This is a genomic window from Bradyrhizobium hipponense, assembly GCF_008123965.1.
Taxonomy (GTDB): Bacteria; Pseudomonadota; Alphaproteobacteria; order Rhizobiales; family Xanthobacteraceae; genus Bradyrhizobium; species Bradyrhizobium hipponense.
This window is the reverse complement of the sequence record NZ_VSTH01000018.1, coordinates 96,848-113,945: the sequence shown is the minus strand read 5'-3', so window position 1 is coordinate 113,945 and position 17,098 is coordinate 96,848. Positions and strand designations below refer to the sequence as shown.

At 63.8% G+C, this 17,098-nt stretch carries 18 protein-coding genes; 7 read left to right on the top strand and 11 right to left on the bottom strand.

Annotated elements, in window-relative coordinates:
* Positions 1 to 19: 19 nt before the first annotated feature.
* The 6 genes from FXV83_RS05850 to FXV83_RS05825 all read right to left on the bottom strand — a co-directional run bounded on the left by FXV83_RS05850 (position 20) and on the right by FXV83_RS05825 (position 4,962).
* Positions 20 to 988, bottom strand: coding sequence for an NAD(P)H-dependent flavin oxidoreductase (locus FXV83_RS05850; protein ID WP_148738251.1), 969 nt, complete (start codon positions 986 to 988; stop codon positions 20 to 22).
* 286 nt (positions 989 to 1,274) lie between these two features.
* A complete protein-coding gene (locus tag FXV83_RS05845) occupies positions 1,275 to 2,675 on the bottom strand; it encodes an aspartate ammonia-lyase (protein ID WP_148738250.1) in 1,401 nt (466 codons plus the stop codon).
* A 63-nt stretch (positions 2,676 to 2,738) separates the two neighbouring features.
* A complete protein-coding gene (locus tag FXV83_RS05840) occupies positions 2,739 to 3,269 on the bottom strand; it encodes a hypothetical protein (RefSeq protein ID WP_148738249.1) in 531 nt (176 codons plus the stop codon).
* A gap of 150 nt (positions 3,270 to 3,419) precedes the next feature.
* Complete coding sequence (locus tag FXV83_RS05835) at positions 3,420 to 4,022, bottom strand: YqaA family protein (RefSeq protein ID WP_187435684.1); 603 nt, start codon at positions 4,020 to 4,022, stop codon at positions 3,420 to 3,422.
* A 45-nt stretch (positions 4,023 to 4,067) separates the two neighbouring features.
* Positions 4,068 to 4,472 (bottom strand): phosphoribosyl-ATP diphosphatase, encoded by a 405-nt coding sequence (hisE, locus tag FXV83_RS05830; protein ID WP_148738248.1) that lies wholly within the window; start codon positions 4,470 to 4,472, stop codon positions 4,068 to 4,070.
* A gap of 103 nt (positions 4,473 to 4,575) precedes the next feature.
* Positions 4,576 to 4,962: a hypothetical protein gene (locus FXV83_RS05825; RefSeq protein ID WP_148738247.1), complete on the bottom strand. Its 387-nt coding sequence runs from the start codon at positions 4,960 to 4,962 to the stop codon at positions 4,576 to 4,578.
* A 225-nt stretch (positions 4,963 to 5,187) separates the two neighbouring features.
* Between FXV83_RS05825 and FXV83_RS05820 the strand changes: the two genes are divergently transcribed.
* From FXV83_RS05820 to FXV83_RS05795, 6 genes are all read left to right on the top strand, one after another.
* Positions 5,188 to 6,237, top strand: a complete 1,050-nt coding sequence (locus tag FXV83_RS05820; protein WP_148738246.1) for an ABC transporter substrate-binding protein — start codon at positions 5,188 to 5,190, stop codon at positions 6,235 to 6,237.
* Positions 6,238 to 6,327: 90 nt separating this feature from the next.
* Positions 6,328 to 8,124, top strand: a complete 1,797-nt coding sequence (locus tag FXV83_RS05815) for a glucan ABC transporter ATP-binding protein/ permease (RefSeq protein ID WP_148738245.1) — start codon at positions 6,328 to 6,330, stop codon at positions 8,122 to 8,124.
* 176 nt (positions 8,125 to 8,300) lie between these two features.
* Positions 8,301 to 9,779 carry a D-alanyl-D-alanine carboxypeptidase family protein gene (locus tag FXV83_RS05810; RefSeq protein WP_148738244.1) on the top strand — a complete coding sequence of 493 codons (1,479 nt, stop codon included), beginning with the start codon at positions 8,301 to 8,303 and terminating at the stop codon, positions 9,777 to 9,779.
* A gap of 190 nt (positions 9,780 to 9,969) precedes the next feature.
* Positions 9,970 to 11,655 carry a long-chain fatty acid--CoA ligase gene (locus tag FXV83_RS05805; protein WP_148738243.1) on the top strand — a complete coding sequence of 562 codons (1,686 nt, stop codon included), beginning with the start codon at positions 9,970 to 9,972 and terminating at the stop codon, positions 11,653 to 11,655.
* A 16-nt stretch (positions 11,656 to 11,671) separates the two neighbouring features.
* Positions 11,672 to 12,226, top strand: coding sequence for a DUF924 family protein (locus FXV83_RS05800; protein WP_148738242.1), 555 nt, complete (start codon positions 11,672 to 11,674; stop codon positions 12,224 to 12,226).
* Positions 12,227 to 12,331: 105 nt separating this feature from the next.
* The gene (locus FXV83_RS05795) at positions 12,332 to 12,817 is read left to right on the top strand and encodes a peroxiredoxin (RefSeq protein ID WP_148738241.1); all 486 of its coding nucleotides are present in this window, start codon (positions 12,332 to 12,334) and stop codon (positions 12,815 to 12,817) included.
* A gap of 166 nt (positions 12,818 to 12,983) precedes the next feature.
* Here the strand turns inward: FXV83_RS05795 and rnhA are convergent, their stop codons facing one another.
* Genes rnhA through ispH form a run of 3 tightly spaced genes read right to left on the bottom strand, consistent with a single transcriptional unit; the run spans position 12,984 to position 15,403 of the window.
* Positions 12,984 to 13,448, bottom strand: coding sequence for a ribonuclease HI (gene rnhA, locus FXV83_RS05790; protein ID WP_148738240.1), 465 nt, complete (start codon positions 13,446 to 13,448; stop codon positions 12,984 to 12,986).
* A complete protein-coding gene (locus FXV83_RS05785) occupies positions 13,445 to 14,428 on the bottom strand; it encodes a homoserine kinase (protein ID WP_148738239.1) in 984 nt (327 codons plus the stop codon). The genes rnhA and FXV83_RS05785 overlap by 4 nt, the downstream gene beginning before the upstream one ends.
* 6 nt (positions 14,429 to 14,434) lie before the next feature.
* Positions 14,435 to 15,403: a 4-hydroxy-3-methylbut-2-enyl diphosphate reductase gene (gene ispH / locus FXV83_RS05780; protein WP_148738238.1), complete on the bottom strand. Its 969-nt coding sequence runs from the start codon at positions 15,401 to 15,403 to the stop codon at positions 14,435 to 14,437.
* A 242-nt stretch (positions 15,404 to 15,645) separates the two neighbouring features.
* Here ispH and FXV83_RS05775 point away from each other — a divergent pair, with 242 nt between their 5' ends.
* Positions 15,646 to 16,341 carry a DUF1013 domain-containing protein gene (locus tag FXV83_RS05775; RefSeq protein ID WP_187435683.1) on the top strand — a complete coding sequence of 232 codons (696 nt, stop codon included), beginning with the start codon at positions 15,646 to 15,648 and terminating at the stop codon, positions 16,339 to 16,341.
* A gap of 111 nt (positions 16,342 to 16,452) precedes the next feature.
* Here FXV83_RS05775 and FXV83_RS05770 read toward each other — a convergent pair whose 3' ends face one another.
* Both FXV83_RS05770 and FXV83_RS05765 read right to left on the bottom strand, forming a co-directional pair.
* On the bottom strand, positions 16,453 to 16,659 hold the full coding sequence (locus FXV83_RS05770) for a DUF6494 family protein (RefSeq protein WP_148738236.1): 207 nt from the start codon (positions 16,657 to 16,659) through the stop codon (positions 16,453 to 16,455).
* A gap of 24 nt (positions 16,660 to 16,683) precedes the next feature.
* On the bottom strand, positions 16,684 to 16,944 hold the full coding sequence (locus FXV83_RS05765) for a hypothetical protein (RefSeq protein ID WP_148738235.1): 261 nt from the start codon (positions 16,942 to 16,944) through the stop codon (positions 16,684 to 16,686).
* Between the last annotated feature and the right edge of the window lie 154 nt (positions 16,945 to 17,098).

Below are 17,098 nucleotides of genomic sequence, written 5' to 3'. Positions count from 1 at the left end.
CGCGCCACAACTGCGGTTGTTACAGCGGCGGATCGATCGCCTCGTCATATTCTTTCTTGAAGCGCGCGATCAGTTCGGCAGCGGGCAGGATGCCGTCGACGCTGCCAATGCCCTGGCCTGAGCCCCAGATCTCCTTCCAGGCCTTTGGCTTGGCGCGTTCGCCAGAGGCGTCGGTGCCGAAATTCATCTTGGAGGGATCGGAGGTCGGCAGGTTTTCCGGATCCATGCCGGCGGCCTGGATCGACGGCTTCAGATAGTTGCCGTGCACGCCGGTGAAGAGATTGGAATAGACGATGTCGTCGGCCGTCGAGCCCGCGATCATCTCCTTGTAGCGCTCGACCGCGTTGGCTTCCTTGGTGGCGATGAAGGCCGAGCCGATATAGGCGAAGTCCGCGCCGAGAACGCGCGCGGCGCGGATCGCCTTGCCGTTGCCGATCGCGCCCGACAGCGCGATCGGGCCATCAAACCATTTTCGCGTTTCGGCGACGAAGGCCAGCGGCGAGATCGTGCCGGCATGGCCGCCGGCGCCGGCCGCGACCAGGATCAAGCCGTCAGCGCCCTTCTCGATCGCCTTGTGCGCGAATTTCTGGTTGATTACGTCGTGGAAGACGATGCCGCCCCAGCCATGCACGGCCTGATTGAGCTCCTCGCGCGCGCCCAACGAGGAGATGATCATCGGCACCTTGTACTTGGCGCAGAGCTGCATGTCGTGATCGAGCCGGTTGTTCGACTTGTGTACGATCTGGTTGACCGCGAACGGCGCCGATGGCTTGTCCGGATGCGCGCGGTCATAGGCCGCGAGCTCTTCGGTGATCCGTGCTAGCCACTCGTCGAGCAGCTCCGGCGGCCGCGCGTTCAGCGACGGAAACGATCCGACCACACCCGCCTTGCACTGCGCGATCACGAGATCGGGCACCGAGATGATGAAGAGCGGCGAACCGATCACCGGGATCGACAGGCGCCCCTTGAACAAGGCAGGCATGGACATTGCGAAACGATCCTTTGTTAGCCGGTCAAACGAAGTTGGGCATCATACCAACAAGGCAATCTTTCCACTGTCAAGTATTGAGTTATGTGCCGTGGCGGACGCCGCTACCGCAATTCCAAGCCGCGGAATTCGTATCTCACCTCTCCCGTAGGGAGAGGTCGAATTGCGAAGCAATTCGGGCGAGGGGATCAAGTCCCACTGCGCAGCGTAACCCCTCACCCGGCGCTTCGCGCCGACCTCTCCCTCTGGGAGAGGTGTGGCACCTGCGCGTGACGAACACTTGCGCTTACCCAATCAGATCCGGATTGATCAGCCGCTCGAACGAGAACATCTCGTCCCACTTCTCCTGCGTGAGCAATTTCCGTTCGACCACAACGATCTGATGCAGCGACTTGCCGCTCTTGTAACCTTCGCGCGCGATCTCGGCGCATTGCTTGTAGCCGAGCAGCGGCTTCAGCACCGTAACGATACCGAGCGAGTTCAGCACCATGTTGCGGGTGTGCTCTTCGTTGGCGGTGATGCCGACGATGCAATTCTCGCGCAGGCTGTTGACCGCGCGTTCCATCGTACGGATCGAGAAGAACAGCGCGAACGAGATCACCGGCTCCATCACGTTGAGCTGGAGCTGACCGGCGCTTGCTGCAAGCGTCACCGTGGTGTCGAGCCCGATGACGAGGAAGCTGGTCTGGTTGACGACCTCGGGGATCACCGGATTGACCTTGCCCGGCATGATCGAGGAGCCGGGCTGGAGCTGGGGCAGGTTGATCTCGTTGAACCCGGCGCGCGGGCCCGAGGCGAGCAGACGAATGTCGTTACAGATCTTGGTGAGCTTGCTCGCTGTGCGCTTGAGCACGCCGGACAGTTGCACATAGGCACCGGTATCCGAGGTCGCCTCGACAAGATCGCCCGCGAGCACGAAATCGACGCCGGTGAGCGCGCTCAAATGCCGGACCGCGAGCTTGGGATAGCCGTGCGCCGCGGTGACGGAGGTGCCGATCGCGGTGGCGCCGAGATTGATCTCGCGCAGCAGCGCGCGGGCCTCGGAGATTCGATCGACCTCCTCGCCCATGGTGGTTCCCCAACCGCGGAATTCGGCGCCGAGCGACATCGGCACGGCGTCCTGAAGATGCGTGCGGCCCATCTTCAGCACGCGATCGAATTCCCTGCCCTTGGCGAAGAAGGCCTCCTGGAGCTGGCGTAGCGCCGTCATGTAGCTCTCGAGCCGCAGGATCAGCGCCAGTCGAAAGGCGGTCGGATAGGTGTCGTTGGTCGACTGGCCGTAATTAACGTGATCGTTTGGGCTGACCTGCTGATAGTCGCCCTTCGCAAAGCCGAGCGATTCCAGCGCGAGATTGGCGATCACCTCGTTGGCGTTCATGTTGGTGGAAGTGCCGGCGCCGCCCTGGATGAAGTCGGTGACGAACTGATCCATCATGTCGCCGGCGATGACGCGATCGCAGCCGACGATGATCGCGTCGGCGACCTTGGCGTCGAGCACGCCGAGGTCGCAATTGGCCATGGCGGCGGCCTTCTTGACGTAACCAAGCGCCTTCACGAAGTAAGGCTCCTGGCTCATCGGAATGCCGGTGATGTGGAAGTTCTCCTTCCCGCGAATGGTCTGGACGCCATAGTAGATGTCGTCCGCGATCTCACGCGGTCCGAGGAAGTCCTGCTCCGTACGGCTCATGGGCACTCCTTGTTGCTCGCGCGCGGCGTCAATCGCATCAGTTCTTGGCATCAGTTCTTGGCATCAGTTCTGGCACAGCGCGCTGGTGACGAACGTATCGGTGCGGCAATCGTCCGGCTTGCGGGTCCTGCCCGGGATCAAAACCTTGGCCGAGCAGTTTTCCGCCGAGTCGGCGTTCAGGCTCTTGCCTTCCTTGTAGCCCTTGCTCTGGCAGAGCTGGTCGGCGGCCTGCTTGCAGTCCGGCCCTCCGTTCGACGAGACCGGGCAGGCCGCGCGCCCCGACACCATGGTGGACGGCTTCGCCAGGCGTGACAGGTCGTTCATGGTCTCGCTGGGGCTTTTGAGCGGCGGCAGGAACGAGGGCACCTTGTCGAACAGCTTGCCCATTTCATTGATCAGCCCGGAATTTTCCTCGCGCGCCGGCGGCCCCGGTGGAGCGGGTGTCGATGGCGGCGGTCCTTGGTCCTGCACGCCGAGCGCCGGAGCCGATGCCGATTGCGCCCATCCGGTCGCGCTGAAGCCGAGCAGGAGCAGCAGCAGCGCTGAAGTCAGCGTCCCCAGCCGCACCGCCGGATTGCCGGATCGAACCATCATGACGGCAACCGTAGCCGAAGCCGGCGCAGTGGCAAAGCGCCGATGTAACGTTATTGATTGAGCATGATCTCCGCGCAAACGCGTTCCGCAATTGGAGGGAAAGCCGCTTCACACTTTGCGCGACGCGGCCCTTCCGGACAGGATCATGCGCTAGATCAGCTTGATCGCGATCACGAAGCCCAGCACGAGCACTGTAGCACCGATCGCCACCCACAATCCGAGATGCTTCTCGATCCTGACCCGGATCCAGTCGCCATAGCGATTGAGCAGGATGGCGACGATGAAGAAACGTCCACCGCGCGCAACGATCGAGCACAGGATGAAGAGGCCGATGTTGTAGCCGGCAAAGCCCGAGGTGATGGTGACGAGCTTGTAGGGAATCGGCGTCAGGCCCTTGAGCAGGATGATCACCGCACCCCACTCCGCATAGGAGGCGCGGAACGCGTCAACCTTGTCGCCAAGGCCATAGACCTGGATCAGCCAATGGCCGACCGAGTCGAAGAGCAACGCACCGATGGCGTAGCCCAGCAGGCCTCCGACAACCGAGGTCGCGGTGCAGACCGCCGCATAGATCCAGGCGCGCTGCGGGCGCGCCAGTGACATCGGGATCAGCATCACGTCCGGGGGGACGGGAAAGAAGGAGCTTTCAGCGAAAGCCACGGCGCCCATGATCCAGAGCGCATAGGGCTTGTGGGCGGCGTCGATGCACCAGTCGTAGATACTTTTCAGCATGGCGCCGCGATGAAGCACCATGGGATGGATTTGTCCATGCCGAGATGGGACCGATTTGCGCCAATTCTAGTGGCGCTTACGCGCGGTGCGGCCTTCGAGCGCGACAATTGGCCGCCTGGCGGCGACGCGCGGTGATGCAACTTTGGGCAGCTTCATCGGCGACTTCGGTAGTTTCTCGGCGATGCCGAGCATATCTTCCCGCCGCGTCATCTCGCGCCAGACATCTTCAGGGCGGACGCCGGCCGAGGCCCAGAGCACGGTAAGATTGTAGAGCAGGTCGGCGCTTTCCCGGATCACGGCTTCGCTATCGCCGTTGACCGCATCGATGACGACCTCGATGGCCTCTTCGGCCAGCTTCTTCGCCATTTTGGAAGGGCCGCGCTGAAACAGCCGCGCGGTGCGCGATGTTGCCGGATCAAGGTCCCTGGCCGCGAGCACAGCCAGATATAGCCGCTCAAGCGAATCACTCATGTACGCAAAACTACTCTAAACCAATGGTCGAGGCGTTAACGTCCGACAATCAACGAAAAATAGGCTGGCGCTGCAAGCGCGCCAGCTTTTCTTGGTCAACGGGTCACCAACAATTCGCACCGCTTCGGCTGCAGGTGGCAAACGGGTCGCGACCGACGTATCCCTGATACGGATAGTCCGGATCACGTCCGTAATAGGGCCCGCTGCCGTAGTAGGCCGGGCCGCTGTAGTAGGCTGGGCCACCATAATAGCCCGGACCGCCATAGTAGGCGGGACCGTAGTCATAGGCGTAGGCGTCGCGGCTTGCGGCGATCGCAAGGCCGGTGCCGACGATGCCGGCAATGGCTGCCGCTGCCGCCGCTCCGCCCCCGCCATGCCAGTGGCGCCCGCCGGCGTATGATGCGGTTGGGGCGACCGAAGTCAGCGCCAGCACTGCGGCGGTCGCAAGGACGGCCTTGCGGCCGGCACGCTTTGAAAATCTGTCAAACATGTCCTGGACCCTCCTTGGGACCTTCAATGGCGCCTTGAGACAGGCTCATGTCCTCAAACACCACATCCCCATGTTGGGTTCCCGAACCCCAACACAAGCTGAACGGGATTGCGTGATCGTGACGCAACCGCCGCTCATCCGCCGTTCATGTTGGCGCGGACAGACTTATCGCGAGCCGGCGCTCCGAGCGTCACGAAACCATAACAATGCGGACCGGCGCGACTGATGTTTGGACTCAAGACCATCTCCTTTGGCCGCGTCCTGGCTCTTGCAATCTCGTTTGCCGCGCTCGCCCCACGCGACGTCGATGCGGCCGAGACCGCCGCGCCGTCCGTCGCGATCCACTTCACCTTCGACCGGCCCATCGACGCGAGCATGGCGCCGTTCTTTCTCGCAACAAAGGACGGCAAATTCGCCGCCGAACATCTCAACGTGTCCTTCAACGCCGTGGCTGGATCGCCGGAAGCACTCGCACGCGTCGCCAAGGGCGACAGCGAGCTTGCGCTCGTCGACATCAACGAGCTGATCCGCTTTCGCGACAAGGACGATGCGGCGCCGGTCAAGGCGGTGTTCGTGCTGTTCAACCGCGCGCCTTACGCCGTCGTCGCCCGCAGGAGTCGCGGCATCCACCTACTGCCCGACCTCGACGGCAAGACGGTCGGCGTTGCCGACGGCGATCTGTCGATGCGGCTGTGGCCGGCGCTGGCGCAGCAGAACGGCATCAACACGCAGCATGTGAAATTCCGCAAGATCAGCGCGGCGGTCCGCGAGCCTATCCTCTCCGCGGGCCAGGTCGATGCCGTCGCCGGTTTCAGCTATCTGTCGGCGGTCAACTTGCGCGACCGCGGCGTGCCCGGAGGCGATCTCGTCGTGCTGCGCTATGCTGACTATGGCTGCGAAGCCTATGGTTTTGCCGTGGCGGCCAATCCCGCATTCGCCGCAGCGAAGCCTGGCGCAATGAAAGGATTTGTTCGCGCATTGATTGCCGGCATCAACGCCACCGTCAAGCAGCCGGCGCTCGCGGCGGAGGAGGCCGCAAGCCATATCGACGACGGCGACCGCGAGCTGGAGCTGGAACGCCTGCGCACCGTGCTCGTCGACAATATCCTGACCGACGAGGTCCGCCGCAACGGCCTCGGCGGCATCGACCCGGCGCGCCTTGAGCGCTCGATCGGCCAGATCGCACAGGATTTCAAGTTCCGCAAGAAACCCGCGGCGGGTGATATCTTCGACGACCGCTTCCTGCCGCCGGTCGAAGGGCGCCTGATCAATTGAGCAAAACTTGCAGCTTCCGCTGTATCTCGCGGGCGATCCCTGATTAGAGTACGAGTTCACTCCGCCGATCCGCCCGAGCTCCTCGACAGCATGTCCATTTTCAGCCTCTACACCCGCGTTCTCGAACTGCTCGGCAAGGAAGCGCGGCTCGGCTGGCTGCTGGCGTTCGCCAATCTCCTGCTTGCCGCCTCGCAGTTCGCCGAGCCCGTGCTGTTCGGCCGGATCGTCGACGTGCTCTCCGGCATGGCGGTGGCCGGATCGAACTCGGCCTGGCCCTTCCTCATGGCCTGGGTCGCGTTCGGGCTGTTCACCATCGCCTGCAGCGCGCTCGTTGCTCTGCAGGCCGACCGGCTCTCGCACCGCCAGCGCCAGGCAGTGCTGACCGATTATTTCGAGCACATCCTGCAACTGCCGTTGACCTTCCACTCCGGCACCCATTCGGGCCGGCTGATGAAGGTGATGCTCAACGGCACCGACGCGCTGTGGCGGCTGTGGCTCGGCTTCTTCCGCGAGCATTTTGCCGCGATCCTCTCAGTCGTGGTGCTGCTGCCACTGTCGCTGTACCTGAACTGGCGGCTGGCAATCCTGCTGTTCGTGCTCTGCATCGTCTTCACCGCCTTGACGACCTTCGTCGTGCGCAGGACCTTCGGCATGCAGATGGAGGTGGAGGAGCACTACAGCGAACTCTCCGCGCGCGCCTCCGACGCGCTCGGCAATGTCGCGCTGGTGCAGAGTTTTGTCCGCGTCGAATCCGAGGTGAAGGGATTGCGCTCCGTCGCCGATCAATTGCTTGCGGCGCAAATGCCGGTGCTGTCCTGGTGGGCGCTCGTCACCGTCATCACGCGGGCTTCCACCACCATCACGGTGCTCGCGATCTTCGCGCTCGGCATCGCGCTGCACGACCAGGGGCTGACCTCGGTCGGCGAAATCGTGATGTTCGTGAGCTTTGCAACGCTTCTGATCCAGAAGCTCGAGCAGGTCGTGAGCTTCATCAACAACGTTTTCATGGAAGCGCCGCGGCTGCGCGAGTTCTTCAACGTGCTCGACGCGGTGCCTGCGGTCCACGACCGGCCCGACGCGATCGATGCCGGCAGGCTTTCGGGCCTCGTCGAATTCAACGACGTCACCTTCTCCTACGACGGCAAGCGGCCAGCGGTCGAGGACCTCTCCTTCACTGCGCTGCCCGGCCAGACCATCGCGCTGGTCGGCGCCACCGGCGCGGGCAAATCCACCGCGATCGCGCTGCTGCATCGCGCCTTCGACCCGCAATCCGGCTTCATCAGGATCGACGGCATGGACGTGCGCGGCGTGACGCTGACATCGCTGCGGCGGAACATCGGCGTGGTGTTTCAGGAGGCGCTGCTGTTCAACCGCTCGATCGCGGAGAATTTGCGCGTCGGCAAGCCGGATGCGACCGAAGCCGAGATGCGCAAGGCGGCGGAGCGCGCGCAGGCGCTCGAATTCATCGAGCGCAGCGGCGGCTTCGAAACCAATGCCGGCGAGCGGGGCCGCATGCTCTCCGGCGGCGAGCGGCAGCGGCTGTCGATCGCACGCGCGCTGCTGAAGGACCCGCCGATCCTGATCCTGGACGAGGCGACGAGCGCGCTCGACGCCGTCACCGAGGCCAAGGTGAATACCGCTCTCGACGAAGTGATGAAGGGCCGAACCACCTTCGTGATCGCCCACCGCCTCTCCACCATCCGCAATGCCACACGGATCCTGGTGTTCGAGAACGGACGGGTGATCGAAAGCGGAACTTTCGATGAACTCGTGGCCAAAGGCGGCCATTTTGCCGAGCTCGCCAAGGCCCAGTTCATGGTCCAGGAGAGCGCACGGACCCGCGTGACAGCGGCTGAGGCTGCTGCGACTGCGGTCAAGTCCCCGTAGCACTGTCGAAATTCGGCCTATTTCATCACTGAATACCCGGCCGAGCCCCCTGTTCTCGACCCATGAGCCAGTATAGGTTCGCAGCGCCGCAAGCGGCGGCGCAGGAATTCAAACCCGAAACTCAGATCACGAGAGCCGTCCGGAACCGGCGGGTCTCCCAGGACCGGAATCGGATAGTGCACGCATTTCGCCCGCTGCTTCGCAATTCCCTGTTCAACCTGTTCGCGGCGGCACTCGCATGCGCTGCGCTGCTCGCCCCGCGCGCGGCCGGCGCCGAAGCGCTGCTGCTGATCGAAGCCGACAGCGGCAAGGTGTTGCAGGCCGATAACGCGACCATTCCCTGGTATCCGGCTTCCGTTACCAAGATCATGACTGCATATGTGACGCTGAAGGCGGTCAAGGACGGCAAGCTCACGCTCGATACGCTGCTCACGGTGTCGCCGACGGCGGCCTCGCAATCGCCCTCGAAAATGGGATTCCGTCCGGGAACGCAGCTCACCGTCGACAACGCGCTGAAGATGATGATGGTGAAGTCCGCGAATGACATGGCCGTGGTGCTTGCCGAAGGCATCGGCGGCTCGATCGACGGCTTCTCGGCGATCATGAACGACACCGCGAAGAAGCTCGGCATGACGCAGACGAGCTACGTCAACCCCAACGGCCTGCCGGCCGACGGCCAGATCACGTCCGCACGGGATCTCGGCATTCTCGCGCGCTCGTTCCTGCGCGACCTGCCGGAATACGAATACTTCGTGCACATTCCGGCGATTCGCTTCGGCAAACGGGTCACGGGGAATTTCAACAAGCTGATCGGCCGCTATCCCGGCGCCGACGGCTTCAAGACCGGCTTCATCTGCGCCTCCGGCTACAACCTCGTCGCGTCGGCGACGCGCAACGGCCGCCGGCTGATCGCGGTGGTGCTCGGCGCCAGCTCCGGCACCGCGCGCGCCGTGAAGGCGGCGCAGCTGCTGGAGCGAGGCTTCAGCCAGGACAATCTGTCTTGGCTGCGTCCCTCGCTCGGCACCGTCGACAATTTGGTACCGGTCGACGCTTCACCGCCGAACCTGCGCGACGACATGTGCGGCGGCCACCGCAAGCGGCCGGCCAGCGACGATGACGACGCGCTGATCGCGACCAATGGCGGCACGACCGGATCGGCCTCGGCCACCGGCGGTGAGGCCCAGGTGACCTTCTTCGCCGCCGGGCTTCAACCGCCCTTGATGAAGGCCTCTGAGCTGATGGCCACGGCCGCCGCGTCCGTCGAGCCCGTGCTGGTTTATACCGGCCCGACCCGCACCGGCACCGCCCTGATCGCAGCGGTCGCGGCCGACGCTGACCAGCAGGCGACGGCGAAGCCGCGTGGCAAGAAGTCGCGCGTGGCCAGGAAGCCCGACGCGGCCGACAAGCCCAAAGAGACGAACAAGGACGCGAGCAAGGATACCAAGACGGCAGCGGCGAAGCCGGATACCAAGCCTGACGCGAAGGGCGACACCAAGAGCGCGGCAAAGCCGGCCGGGACCAAGCATGCCGCGGCCAAGCCCACCGCTGCCAAGCCTGATGCCGCGGCGAAGCCCGCTGCAAACGCTGAGCAAGCCAAGCCCGCAAAACCCAAGGCCGCGACCAAGCCCGCAGCCAAGCCGGCCAACAACAGTTAACGGCTCATCGAGGCGAGAGCGCGCCCGCCCTTCGCACCTGCGGCAGAGCGGTTAGCGACGATTCCAGTAGCCACTTCCCGGCCTTTGCCATAATCCTCGAACGCTTGCCACCTGTTCCGGCAGGCTCGATACTGTCGGCAACGAGGCAAGCCCGAGACACAACGGGCTCAGGTAAGAGAGGGGAGTTTCCATGGAGCGCATCTGGCTCAAGCAATATCCGCCCGGCGTGCCCGCAGACATCGATGCAACCCAATACGCATCGCTGGTCGACCTGCTGGAGGAGAGCTTCGCGAAGTTCGCCGACCGCAAGGCGTTCATCTGCATGGACAAGGCGATCAGCTATCGCGACCTCGACCAGATGTCGCTGGCGCTCGCATCCTACCTGCAAGGCCGCGGCCTGCAGCGCGGCGCGCGCGTCGCGCTCATGATGCCGAACGTGCTGCAATATCCGGTCGCGACCGCCGCCGTGCTGCGCGCCGGTTTCGCGGTGGTCAATGTCAACCCGCTCTACACCCCGCGCGAGCTCGAGCACCAGCTCAAGGACTCCGGCGCCGAAGCCGTCATCGTGCTGGAGAACTTCGCCCACACCGTCCAGCAGGTGATCGCCAAGACGGCCGTCAAGCACGTCATCGTCGCCAGCATGGGCGACCTGCTCGGCTTCAAGGGCGTCATCGTCAATCTCGTCGTCCGCCGCGTGAAGAAGATGGTGCCGGCCTGGTCGCTGCCTGGCGCGGTGCCCTTCAATGACGCGCTATCGGCCGGCCGCGGCATGACTTTCAACAAGCCAAAACTATCGCCCGGCGACGTCGCCTTCCTGCAATATACCGGCGGTACCACCGGCCTCTCCAAGGGCGCCACGCTGCTCCACCGCAACATTGTCGCCAACGTCCTGCAGAACGACGCCTGGCTCCAGCCAGCGCTGGCACAGCCGCCGCAGATCGATCAGCTCCTGATCGTCTGCGCGCTGCCGCTCTATCACATCTTCGCGCTGACGGCCTGCTACCTGCTCGCGGTGCGCGCCGGCGGCTGCAATCTGCTGATCCCAAATCCGCGCGACATCGCCGGCTTCATCAAGGAATTGGCGAAGTACCAGGTCAACAGCTTCCCGGCCGTCAACACGCTCTACAACGGGCTGATGAATCATCCCGACTTCAAGAAGCTCGACTTCTCCAAGCTGAAGATCTCCAACGGCGGCGGCATGGCGGTACAGCGCCCTGTCGCCGAGCAGTGGAAGGCGGTGACCGGCTGCTTCATCGCCGAAGGCTACGGCCTGTCGGAGACGTCGCCGACGCTGACCTGCAACCCGGCGACCACGACCGAGTTCTCGGGATCGATCGGCATCCCCGTGCCCTCAACCTGGATCTCGATCCGCGACGACGACGGCAACGAGGTTCCGCTGGGTCAGCCCGGCGAGATCTGCGCCAAGGGCCCGCAGGTGATGTCGGGGTACTGGAACAGGCCGGAGGATACCGCGAGCGTGATGACCGCGGACGGCTACTTCCGCACAGGGGACATCGGCGTGATGGACGAGAGAGGTTACACCAAGATCGTCGACCGCAAGAAGGACATGATCCTGGTCTCCGGCTTCAACGTCTATCCGAACGAGGTCGAGGAAGTGATCGCGAGCCATCCGGGCGTGCTCGAATGCGCCGTGATCGGCATCCCCGATTCCAAATCGGGCGAGGCAGTCAAGGCTTTCGTGGTGAAGAAGGATCCCAATCTCACGGCCGAGGATGTGATCAAGTTCTGTCACGAGCAGCTCACTGGCTACAAAGTGCCCAAGCACATCGAATTCCGCACCGACCTGCCGAAGACCAACGTCGGCAAGATCTTGCGCCGGCAGCTGCGGGACGAGAAGAAGGCCGAGGCGGCGTAAGGCGCCTCTTGGATTCATGACTGACATCGCCGACATCAACCCGGCCGGCATTCTCGCTTTCTGGCGCGAGGCCGGCCGCGACCGCTGGTACGAGCGCGACGATGCGTTCGATGCGGACATCAGGCGCCGCTTTCTCGATCTGTGGCAAAAGGCGGCCGCCGGCGGACTGGCGTCCTGGGAGAACAGCGACGACGGCGCGCTGGCGCTCGTCATCGTGCTCGACCAGTTTCCCCGCAACATGTTCCGCGATAGCACCTGCGCCTTCGCCAGCGACGCGCTGGCGCGCGACGTCGCCCGCCGCGCGATCGATCGGGGCGCCGATCGAAAGGTCGATCCAGCCCTGCTCGAATTCCTCTACATGCCCTTCATGCATTCCGAGCACCTATCCGACCAGCTGCACTGCGTCGCGCTGCTTCAAGGCACCGACAATGAGGAGAGCCTGAAATACGCCCGGGGCCACGCCGACATCATCCGCCGGTTCGGTCGCTTTCCCCACCGCAACCGCCTCCTCGGCCGCGCCACCACGCCGGACGAGCAGGCCTTCCTCGACGAGGGTGGTTTTGGCGGCTGATGACGTAACGGTGAAGAGCCGCCGCCACTGCCTGCCCTGCCGGAAATATTGTGCGGGTCCGTCGCACGGTCTACAAGGCTGGATCGATTTTCAGGGAGACAGACGATGGCGATCCAACTTGGCGACAAGCTGCCCGAAGCGAAATTCCGCGTGATGACCGCGGAAGGTCCGCAGGTGAAGACCACCGACGATATCTTCAAGGGCAAGAAGGTGGCGCTGTTCGCGGTGCCCGGCGCCTACACCGGCACCTGCCACAAGATGCATCTGCCGAGCATCTTCCTCAACGCGTATGCCATCAAGGACAAGGGCGTCGACAGCATCGCGATCGTCTCCGTCAATGACGCATTCGTCATGAACGCCTGGAAGCGCGACACCGACCAGCGCGACGAGGCGATCTTCCTCGCCGACGGCAATGCGGACTTCACCAAGGCGATCGGCATGGAATTAGATGCCTCCGGCAACGGGCTGGGCATCCGCTCCAAGCGCTACTCGATGCTGGTCGAGGACGGCGTCGTGAAGAAGTTGAACCTCGAGGCGATGCCCGGCAAGGTCGAGGTCTCCGGCGGCGATACGCTGCTTGGGCAGCTGTAAGGTTCGATCCTTCACGACTGTAACGACGGCCTCATGCCCGGGCTTGTCCCGGGCATCCACGTTCTTTGGAGTCATGGGGAAAGGCGTGGATGGCCGGGTCATTTTGCGTGAAGACGCGCTTTGCGCTTAAGCCCGGCCATGACGAGCAGCGAGAGCCAGCGCTCGCCTACTCCCTCACCCGCTGCTGCAGCCGCGCCATCGCAACGCCGTCGCGCGCGAGCTGATCGGCGCGTTCGTTCTCGGGATGGCCGGCGTGTCCCTTGACCCAGTGCCAGCGGATTTCGTGCTGTTTCAGCGCAGCATCGAGCCGCTGCCATAGCTCGACATTCTTCACCGGCTTCTTGTCCGCGGTGCGCCAGCCGTTGCGCTTCCAGCCGTGGATCCAGCCGGTGATGCCCTGCCGCACATATTGGCTGTCGGTATAGAGATCGACGATGCAGGGCTTCTTCAGCGCTTCCAGCGCGGAGATCGCCGCCATCAACTCCATCTGGTTGTTGGTGGTGTGGCGCTCGCCGCCCTTGAGCTCCTTCTCCTTGTCGCCGAATTTCAGGATCGCGCCCCAGCCGCCGGGCCCCGGATTTCCCGAGCAGGCGCCATCGGTAAAGATGCTGACAATGGGAAGTTCGCTCAAGCGACCAGTCCTGACGGCATCAGCCCGTAGTCGCGCACGCTCGAGACACTCTGGTGGAAGCGCAGCTTGCGGACATATTCCAGAGGGTCCTTCGGCTTGACCAGCGCGCCGGGCGGCACGTTGAGCCAGTCGACCAGCCGCGTCAGCAGGAAGCGGATCGCAGCCCCACGCGCCAGCAGCGGCAGCGCTGCCTCTTCCGCCTCGGACAGCTTTCGCACCCGGCCATAGGCATTGAGAAAGGCCCGCGCCTTGGTGACGTTAAAGGAGTGATCCGGTTCGAAGCACCAGGCATTCAGGCAGATCGCGACGTCATAGGCCAGCATGTCGTTGCAGGCGAAGGTGAAGTCGATGATCCCCGAGAGCTGGTCACCGAGGAAGAAGACGTTGTCGTTGAAGAGGTCGGCGTGGATGACCCCCTCGGGCAAATTGTTCGGCCAGACGCCGCTCGAGAGATGATCGAGTTCAGTGGCGAGGAAAGCGCGAAGGCCCGGCTGGACCTCGTCGGCCCGGCTTGAGGCCGCATCGAACAGCGGCCGCCAACCGGCGACCGAGAGCGCGTTGGCGCGCTTGATTGAAAAATTGGCGCCGGCCAGATGCATTTTCGCCAGCGCCTGTCCGACGCCGGCGCAATGGGTGGCGTTCGGCTTGCGCGGCCAGACGCCTTCGAGAAAGGTGATGATCGCGGCCGGCCGTCCCGACAGCTCGCGCAGCGCCTCGCCGTCCTTCGCCTTGACCGGCAGCGGGCAGCTGATGCCGTGCTCGGCGAGATGCGTCATCAGCGCCAGGAAGTACGGCAGATCGTTCTTGGCCACGCGCTTCTCATAGAGCGTGAGGATGTACGAGCCCTTGGTGGTGTGTAGCAGGAAGTTTGAATTCTCGACGCCCTCGGCGATGCCCTTGTAGGAGAGCAATTCGCCGAGATCGTATTGCTGAAGGAAATCCGCAAGCTCGTCGGCGGCGACATCGGTGTAGACCGCCATAAAGGTCTACTCGGCGGCGGCTTCGGGGCGCACCGAACGCGGCAGCGGGAAGAACTCGTTCTCTTCCGCGGCCGAGACCGTCTCCACATGCAGCGTGAAGCGCTCGGCAAAGGCGTCCATGATCTCCTCGACGATCACCTCCGGCGCCGAGGCGCCCGCGGTGATGCCGAGGCTGGCGATGTTCTCGAACCGCTTCCAGTCGAGGTCGGCGGCGCGCTGCGCCAGCACCGCGATCGGACAGCCCTCGCGCTCGGCGACCTCGCGCAGGCGCTGCGAGTTCGACGAATTAGGCGCACCGACCACGATCAGCGCGTCGACCACCGGCGCCACCTTCTTCACCGCAAGCTGGCGGTTGGTGGTGGCGTAGCAGATGTCTTCCTTGTGCGGGCCGTTGATGTTCGGGAAGCGCTCCTTGAGCAGCGCCACGATCTCCGCGGTGTCGTCGATCGACAGTGTGGTCTGGGTCACGAAGGCGATGTTGTTCGGATCCTTCGGCGTGATGGTCTTGGCGTCCTCGGCGGTCTCGATCAGGGTGACGGCGCCGACCGGAAGCTGGCCGAGCGTGCCGACCACCTCGGGGTGATGGGAATGGCCGATCAGGAAGATCTCGCGGCCGCGCTTGAAGTGGATCGCCGCCTCGCGGTGCACCTTGGTCACCAGCGGGCAGGTCGCATCCAGCGAGAATAGGTTGCGTGACTGGGCGTCGGCCGGAACCGATTTCGGCACGCCATGGGCCGAGAACACCACCGGCGCGGTGGTATTTTCCGGGATTTCGGCGAGCTCCTCGACGAAGATGGCGCCCTTCTTCTTCAACCCATCGACGACATACTTGTTGTGCACAATCTCATGGCGAACATAGACGGGAGCGCCGTACTTATCGAGCGCCCGTTCCACGGTATCGATCGCCCGGACCACCCCGGCGCAGAAGCCACGGGGAGAACAAAGCACGATCTTGAGGTCTGGTTTGGCTGACATTGGGCGATCTCGGGACCGAATCACCTCGCCAAATGGGCGGGAAGCGGTCGATGGATGAATAGGGCTTAGGTGCGGGCTTACAGGGAATTGGGCCCCCTTTCGGGCGCTGTCAAGGCACTATCTATAGCAGAACCATTGCGTGGCCACCCCCTCCGGGCTTATATAGCGCGAATTCCCAGTCATCGCTGATGACCACCGGTTTCGCCTCCAAAGGGGTGGGCGAAGCACAAAGGAGATTTGCCATGAGCAACGCACCTCTGATGCCCAAGGCGACCGCCGTCTGGCTGCTCGACAACACCGCGCTGACCTTCGACCAGGTCGCCGATTTCACCAAGATGCACCCCCTTGAGATCCGGGCGATCGCGGATGGCGACGCCGCCCAGGGCATCAAGGGCATGGACCCCATTTCCAACGGCCAGCTGACCCGCGAGGAGATCGAGAAGGCCGAGAGGAATCCGGACGCCCGGCTCCGCCTTCAGGAGAGCAAGGTGGTGCTGCCGCCCCAGCCCAAGCGCAAGGGCCCGCGTTACACCCCGGTCTCGCGTCGCCACGAGCGCCCGAGCGCCATCCTCTGGCTGCTGCGCAACCATCCCGAACTCAAGGACGCCCAGATCATGCGCCTGGTCGGCACGACCAAGAGCACGATCGCGAGCGTCCGTGACCGCACCCACTGGAATACCTCGTCGCTGACGCCCATCGATCCCGTGACCCTTGGCCTCTGCTCGCAGATCGAGCTCGATTTCGAGGTGGCGCGCGCGGCCAAGGAAAAGCCGATCGACGCAGCCTATGGCGGCGCGACGTTGCTGCCGGCCTCCGAGACCACCAAGAAGGACGAGTTCGAAGGCGCGGAGAAGTCGAGCGACGACCTCAACGTCGACGCCGTCTTCGCCAAGCTGAAGACGCTCGGCGGCAAGAAGCAGGAGCAGGAGGAAGAGTAATCCTCCGCTCTCCGTTCGCTAGCGAATGCAGGTTTGAACGCGGCGGGGTGACTCGCCGCGTTTTTGTTTGGGCTTGTGTTGAACAGCGCGCCCATAGGCCTCACGGAAGATTCAGCCCAGCTCGATCGTGTCGTTGACCTCGTAGACGAGTCCAACGCTGTCGATCGTCAGCACCATCTTCGCGTTGAGATTCTCATGGTCCTTGATCCGACCTGCCGCGATCGCATCGCGCACGGCCTTTTCGACCTCGCGTTGCGAGGTGACGCCGACTCGCTTCAGGAATTTGCGCAGGCTGGCGTTGAACTGGTCCTCGTTCATGATGGCCTCCATAGACCGGGCGGCTTACGGCCGCTCCGGATGGTTTAGCATGTATTCGCCGAGATCGCGCTGGCGGCGGTCGGAACGGGCGACCGCGGCGTTGCGCTGGACGTCGCGGTCCTTGCGGCAAGCCACGTATTCCGGCGATCCCTGCGCATAGCCGCGGCTCTGGCACACCGCGTCATCGTCGTCACCGCCCATCGCCACCGGCGTCTGGTAGCGCGCGGAGCAGGCGGACAGGATGAGGCCCGCAAACGCGATCACAAGAAACGGCTTCGAATTCATGGCAGCCTTTCGTCGTCATGGTGAGGAGCCTGCGCAGCAGGCGTCTCGAACCATGCAGGCCCGGATGCCACAGCGGGGCCATCATCCTTCGAGACGCGCGCCTGGCGCGCTCCTCAGGATGAGGGTTGAGCGGAAAAATGCGGCCTATTCAAGC

What these genes read in the sequence shown, in the direction of transcription:
- FXV83_RS05850 (WP_148738251.1), bottom strand. Translation starts at nt 988, where the DNA reads ATGTCCATGCCTGCCTTGTTCAAGGGGCGCCTGTCGATCCCGGTGATC.
- FXV83_RS05845 (WP_148738250.1), bottom strand. Translation starts at nt 2,675, where the DNA reads ATGAGCCGTACGGAGCAGGACTTCCTCGGACCGCGTGAGATCGCGGAC.
- FXV83_RS05840 (WP_148738249.1), bottom strand. Translation starts at nt 3,269, where the DNA reads ATGATGGTTCGATCCGGCAATCCGGCGGTGCGGCTGGGGACGCTGACT.
- FXV83_RS05835 (WP_187435684.1), bottom strand. Translation starts at nt 4,022, where the DNA reads ATGGTGCTTCATCGCGGCGCCATGCTGAAAAGTATCTACGACTGGTGC.
- hisE (WP_148738248.1), bottom strand. Translation starts at nt 4,472, where the DNA reads ATGAGTGATTCGCTTGAGCGGCTATATCTGGCTGTGCTCGCGGCCAGG.
- FXV83_RS05825 (WP_148738247.1), bottom strand. Translation starts at nt 4,962, where the DNA reads ATGTTTGACAGATTTTCAAAGCGTGCCGGCCGCAAGGCCGTCCTTGCG.
- FXV83_RS05820 (WP_148738246.1), top strand. Translation starts at nt 5,188, where the DNA reads ATGTTTGGACTCAAGACCATCTCCTTTGGCCGCGTCCTGGCTCTTGCA.
- FXV83_RS05815 (WP_148738245.1), top strand. Translation starts at nt 6,328, where the DNA reads ATGTCCATTTTCAGCCTCTACACCCGCGTTCTCGAACTGCTCGGCAAG.
- FXV83_RS05805 (WP_148738243.1), top strand. Translation starts at nt 9,970, where the DNA reads ATGGAGCGCATCTGGCTCAAGCAATATCCGCCCGGCGTGCCCGCAGAC.
- FXV83_RS05800 (WP_148738242.1), top strand. Translation starts at nt 11,672, where the DNA reads ATGACTGACATCGCCGACATCAACCCGGCCGGCATTCTCGCTTTCTGG.
- FXV83_RS05795 (WP_148738241.1), top strand. Translation starts at nt 12,332, where the DNA reads ATGGCGATCCAACTTGGCGACAAGCTGCCCGAAGCGAAATTCCGCGTG.
- FXV83_RS05785 (WP_148738239.1), bottom strand. Translation starts at nt 14,428, where the DNA reads ATGGCGGTCTACACCGATGTCGCCGCCGACGAGCTTGCGGATTTCCTT.
- ispH (WP_148738238.1), bottom strand. Translation starts at nt 15,403, where the DNA reads ATGTCAGCCAAACCAGACCTCAAGATCGTGCTTTGTTCTCCCCGTGGC.
- FXV83_RS05775 (WP_187435683.1), top strand. Translation starts at nt 15,646, where the DNA reads ATGAGCAACGCACCTCTGATGCCCAAGGCGACCGCCGTCTGGCTGCTC.
- FXV83_RS05770 (WP_148738236.1), bottom strand. Translation starts at nt 16,659, where the DNA reads ATGAACGAGGACCAGTTCAACGCCAGCCTGCGCAAATTCCTGAAGCGA.
- FXV83_RS05765 (WP_148738235.1), bottom strand. Translation starts at nt 16,944, where the DNA reads ATGAATTCGAAGCCGTTTCTTGTGATCGCGTTTGCGGGCCTCATCCTG.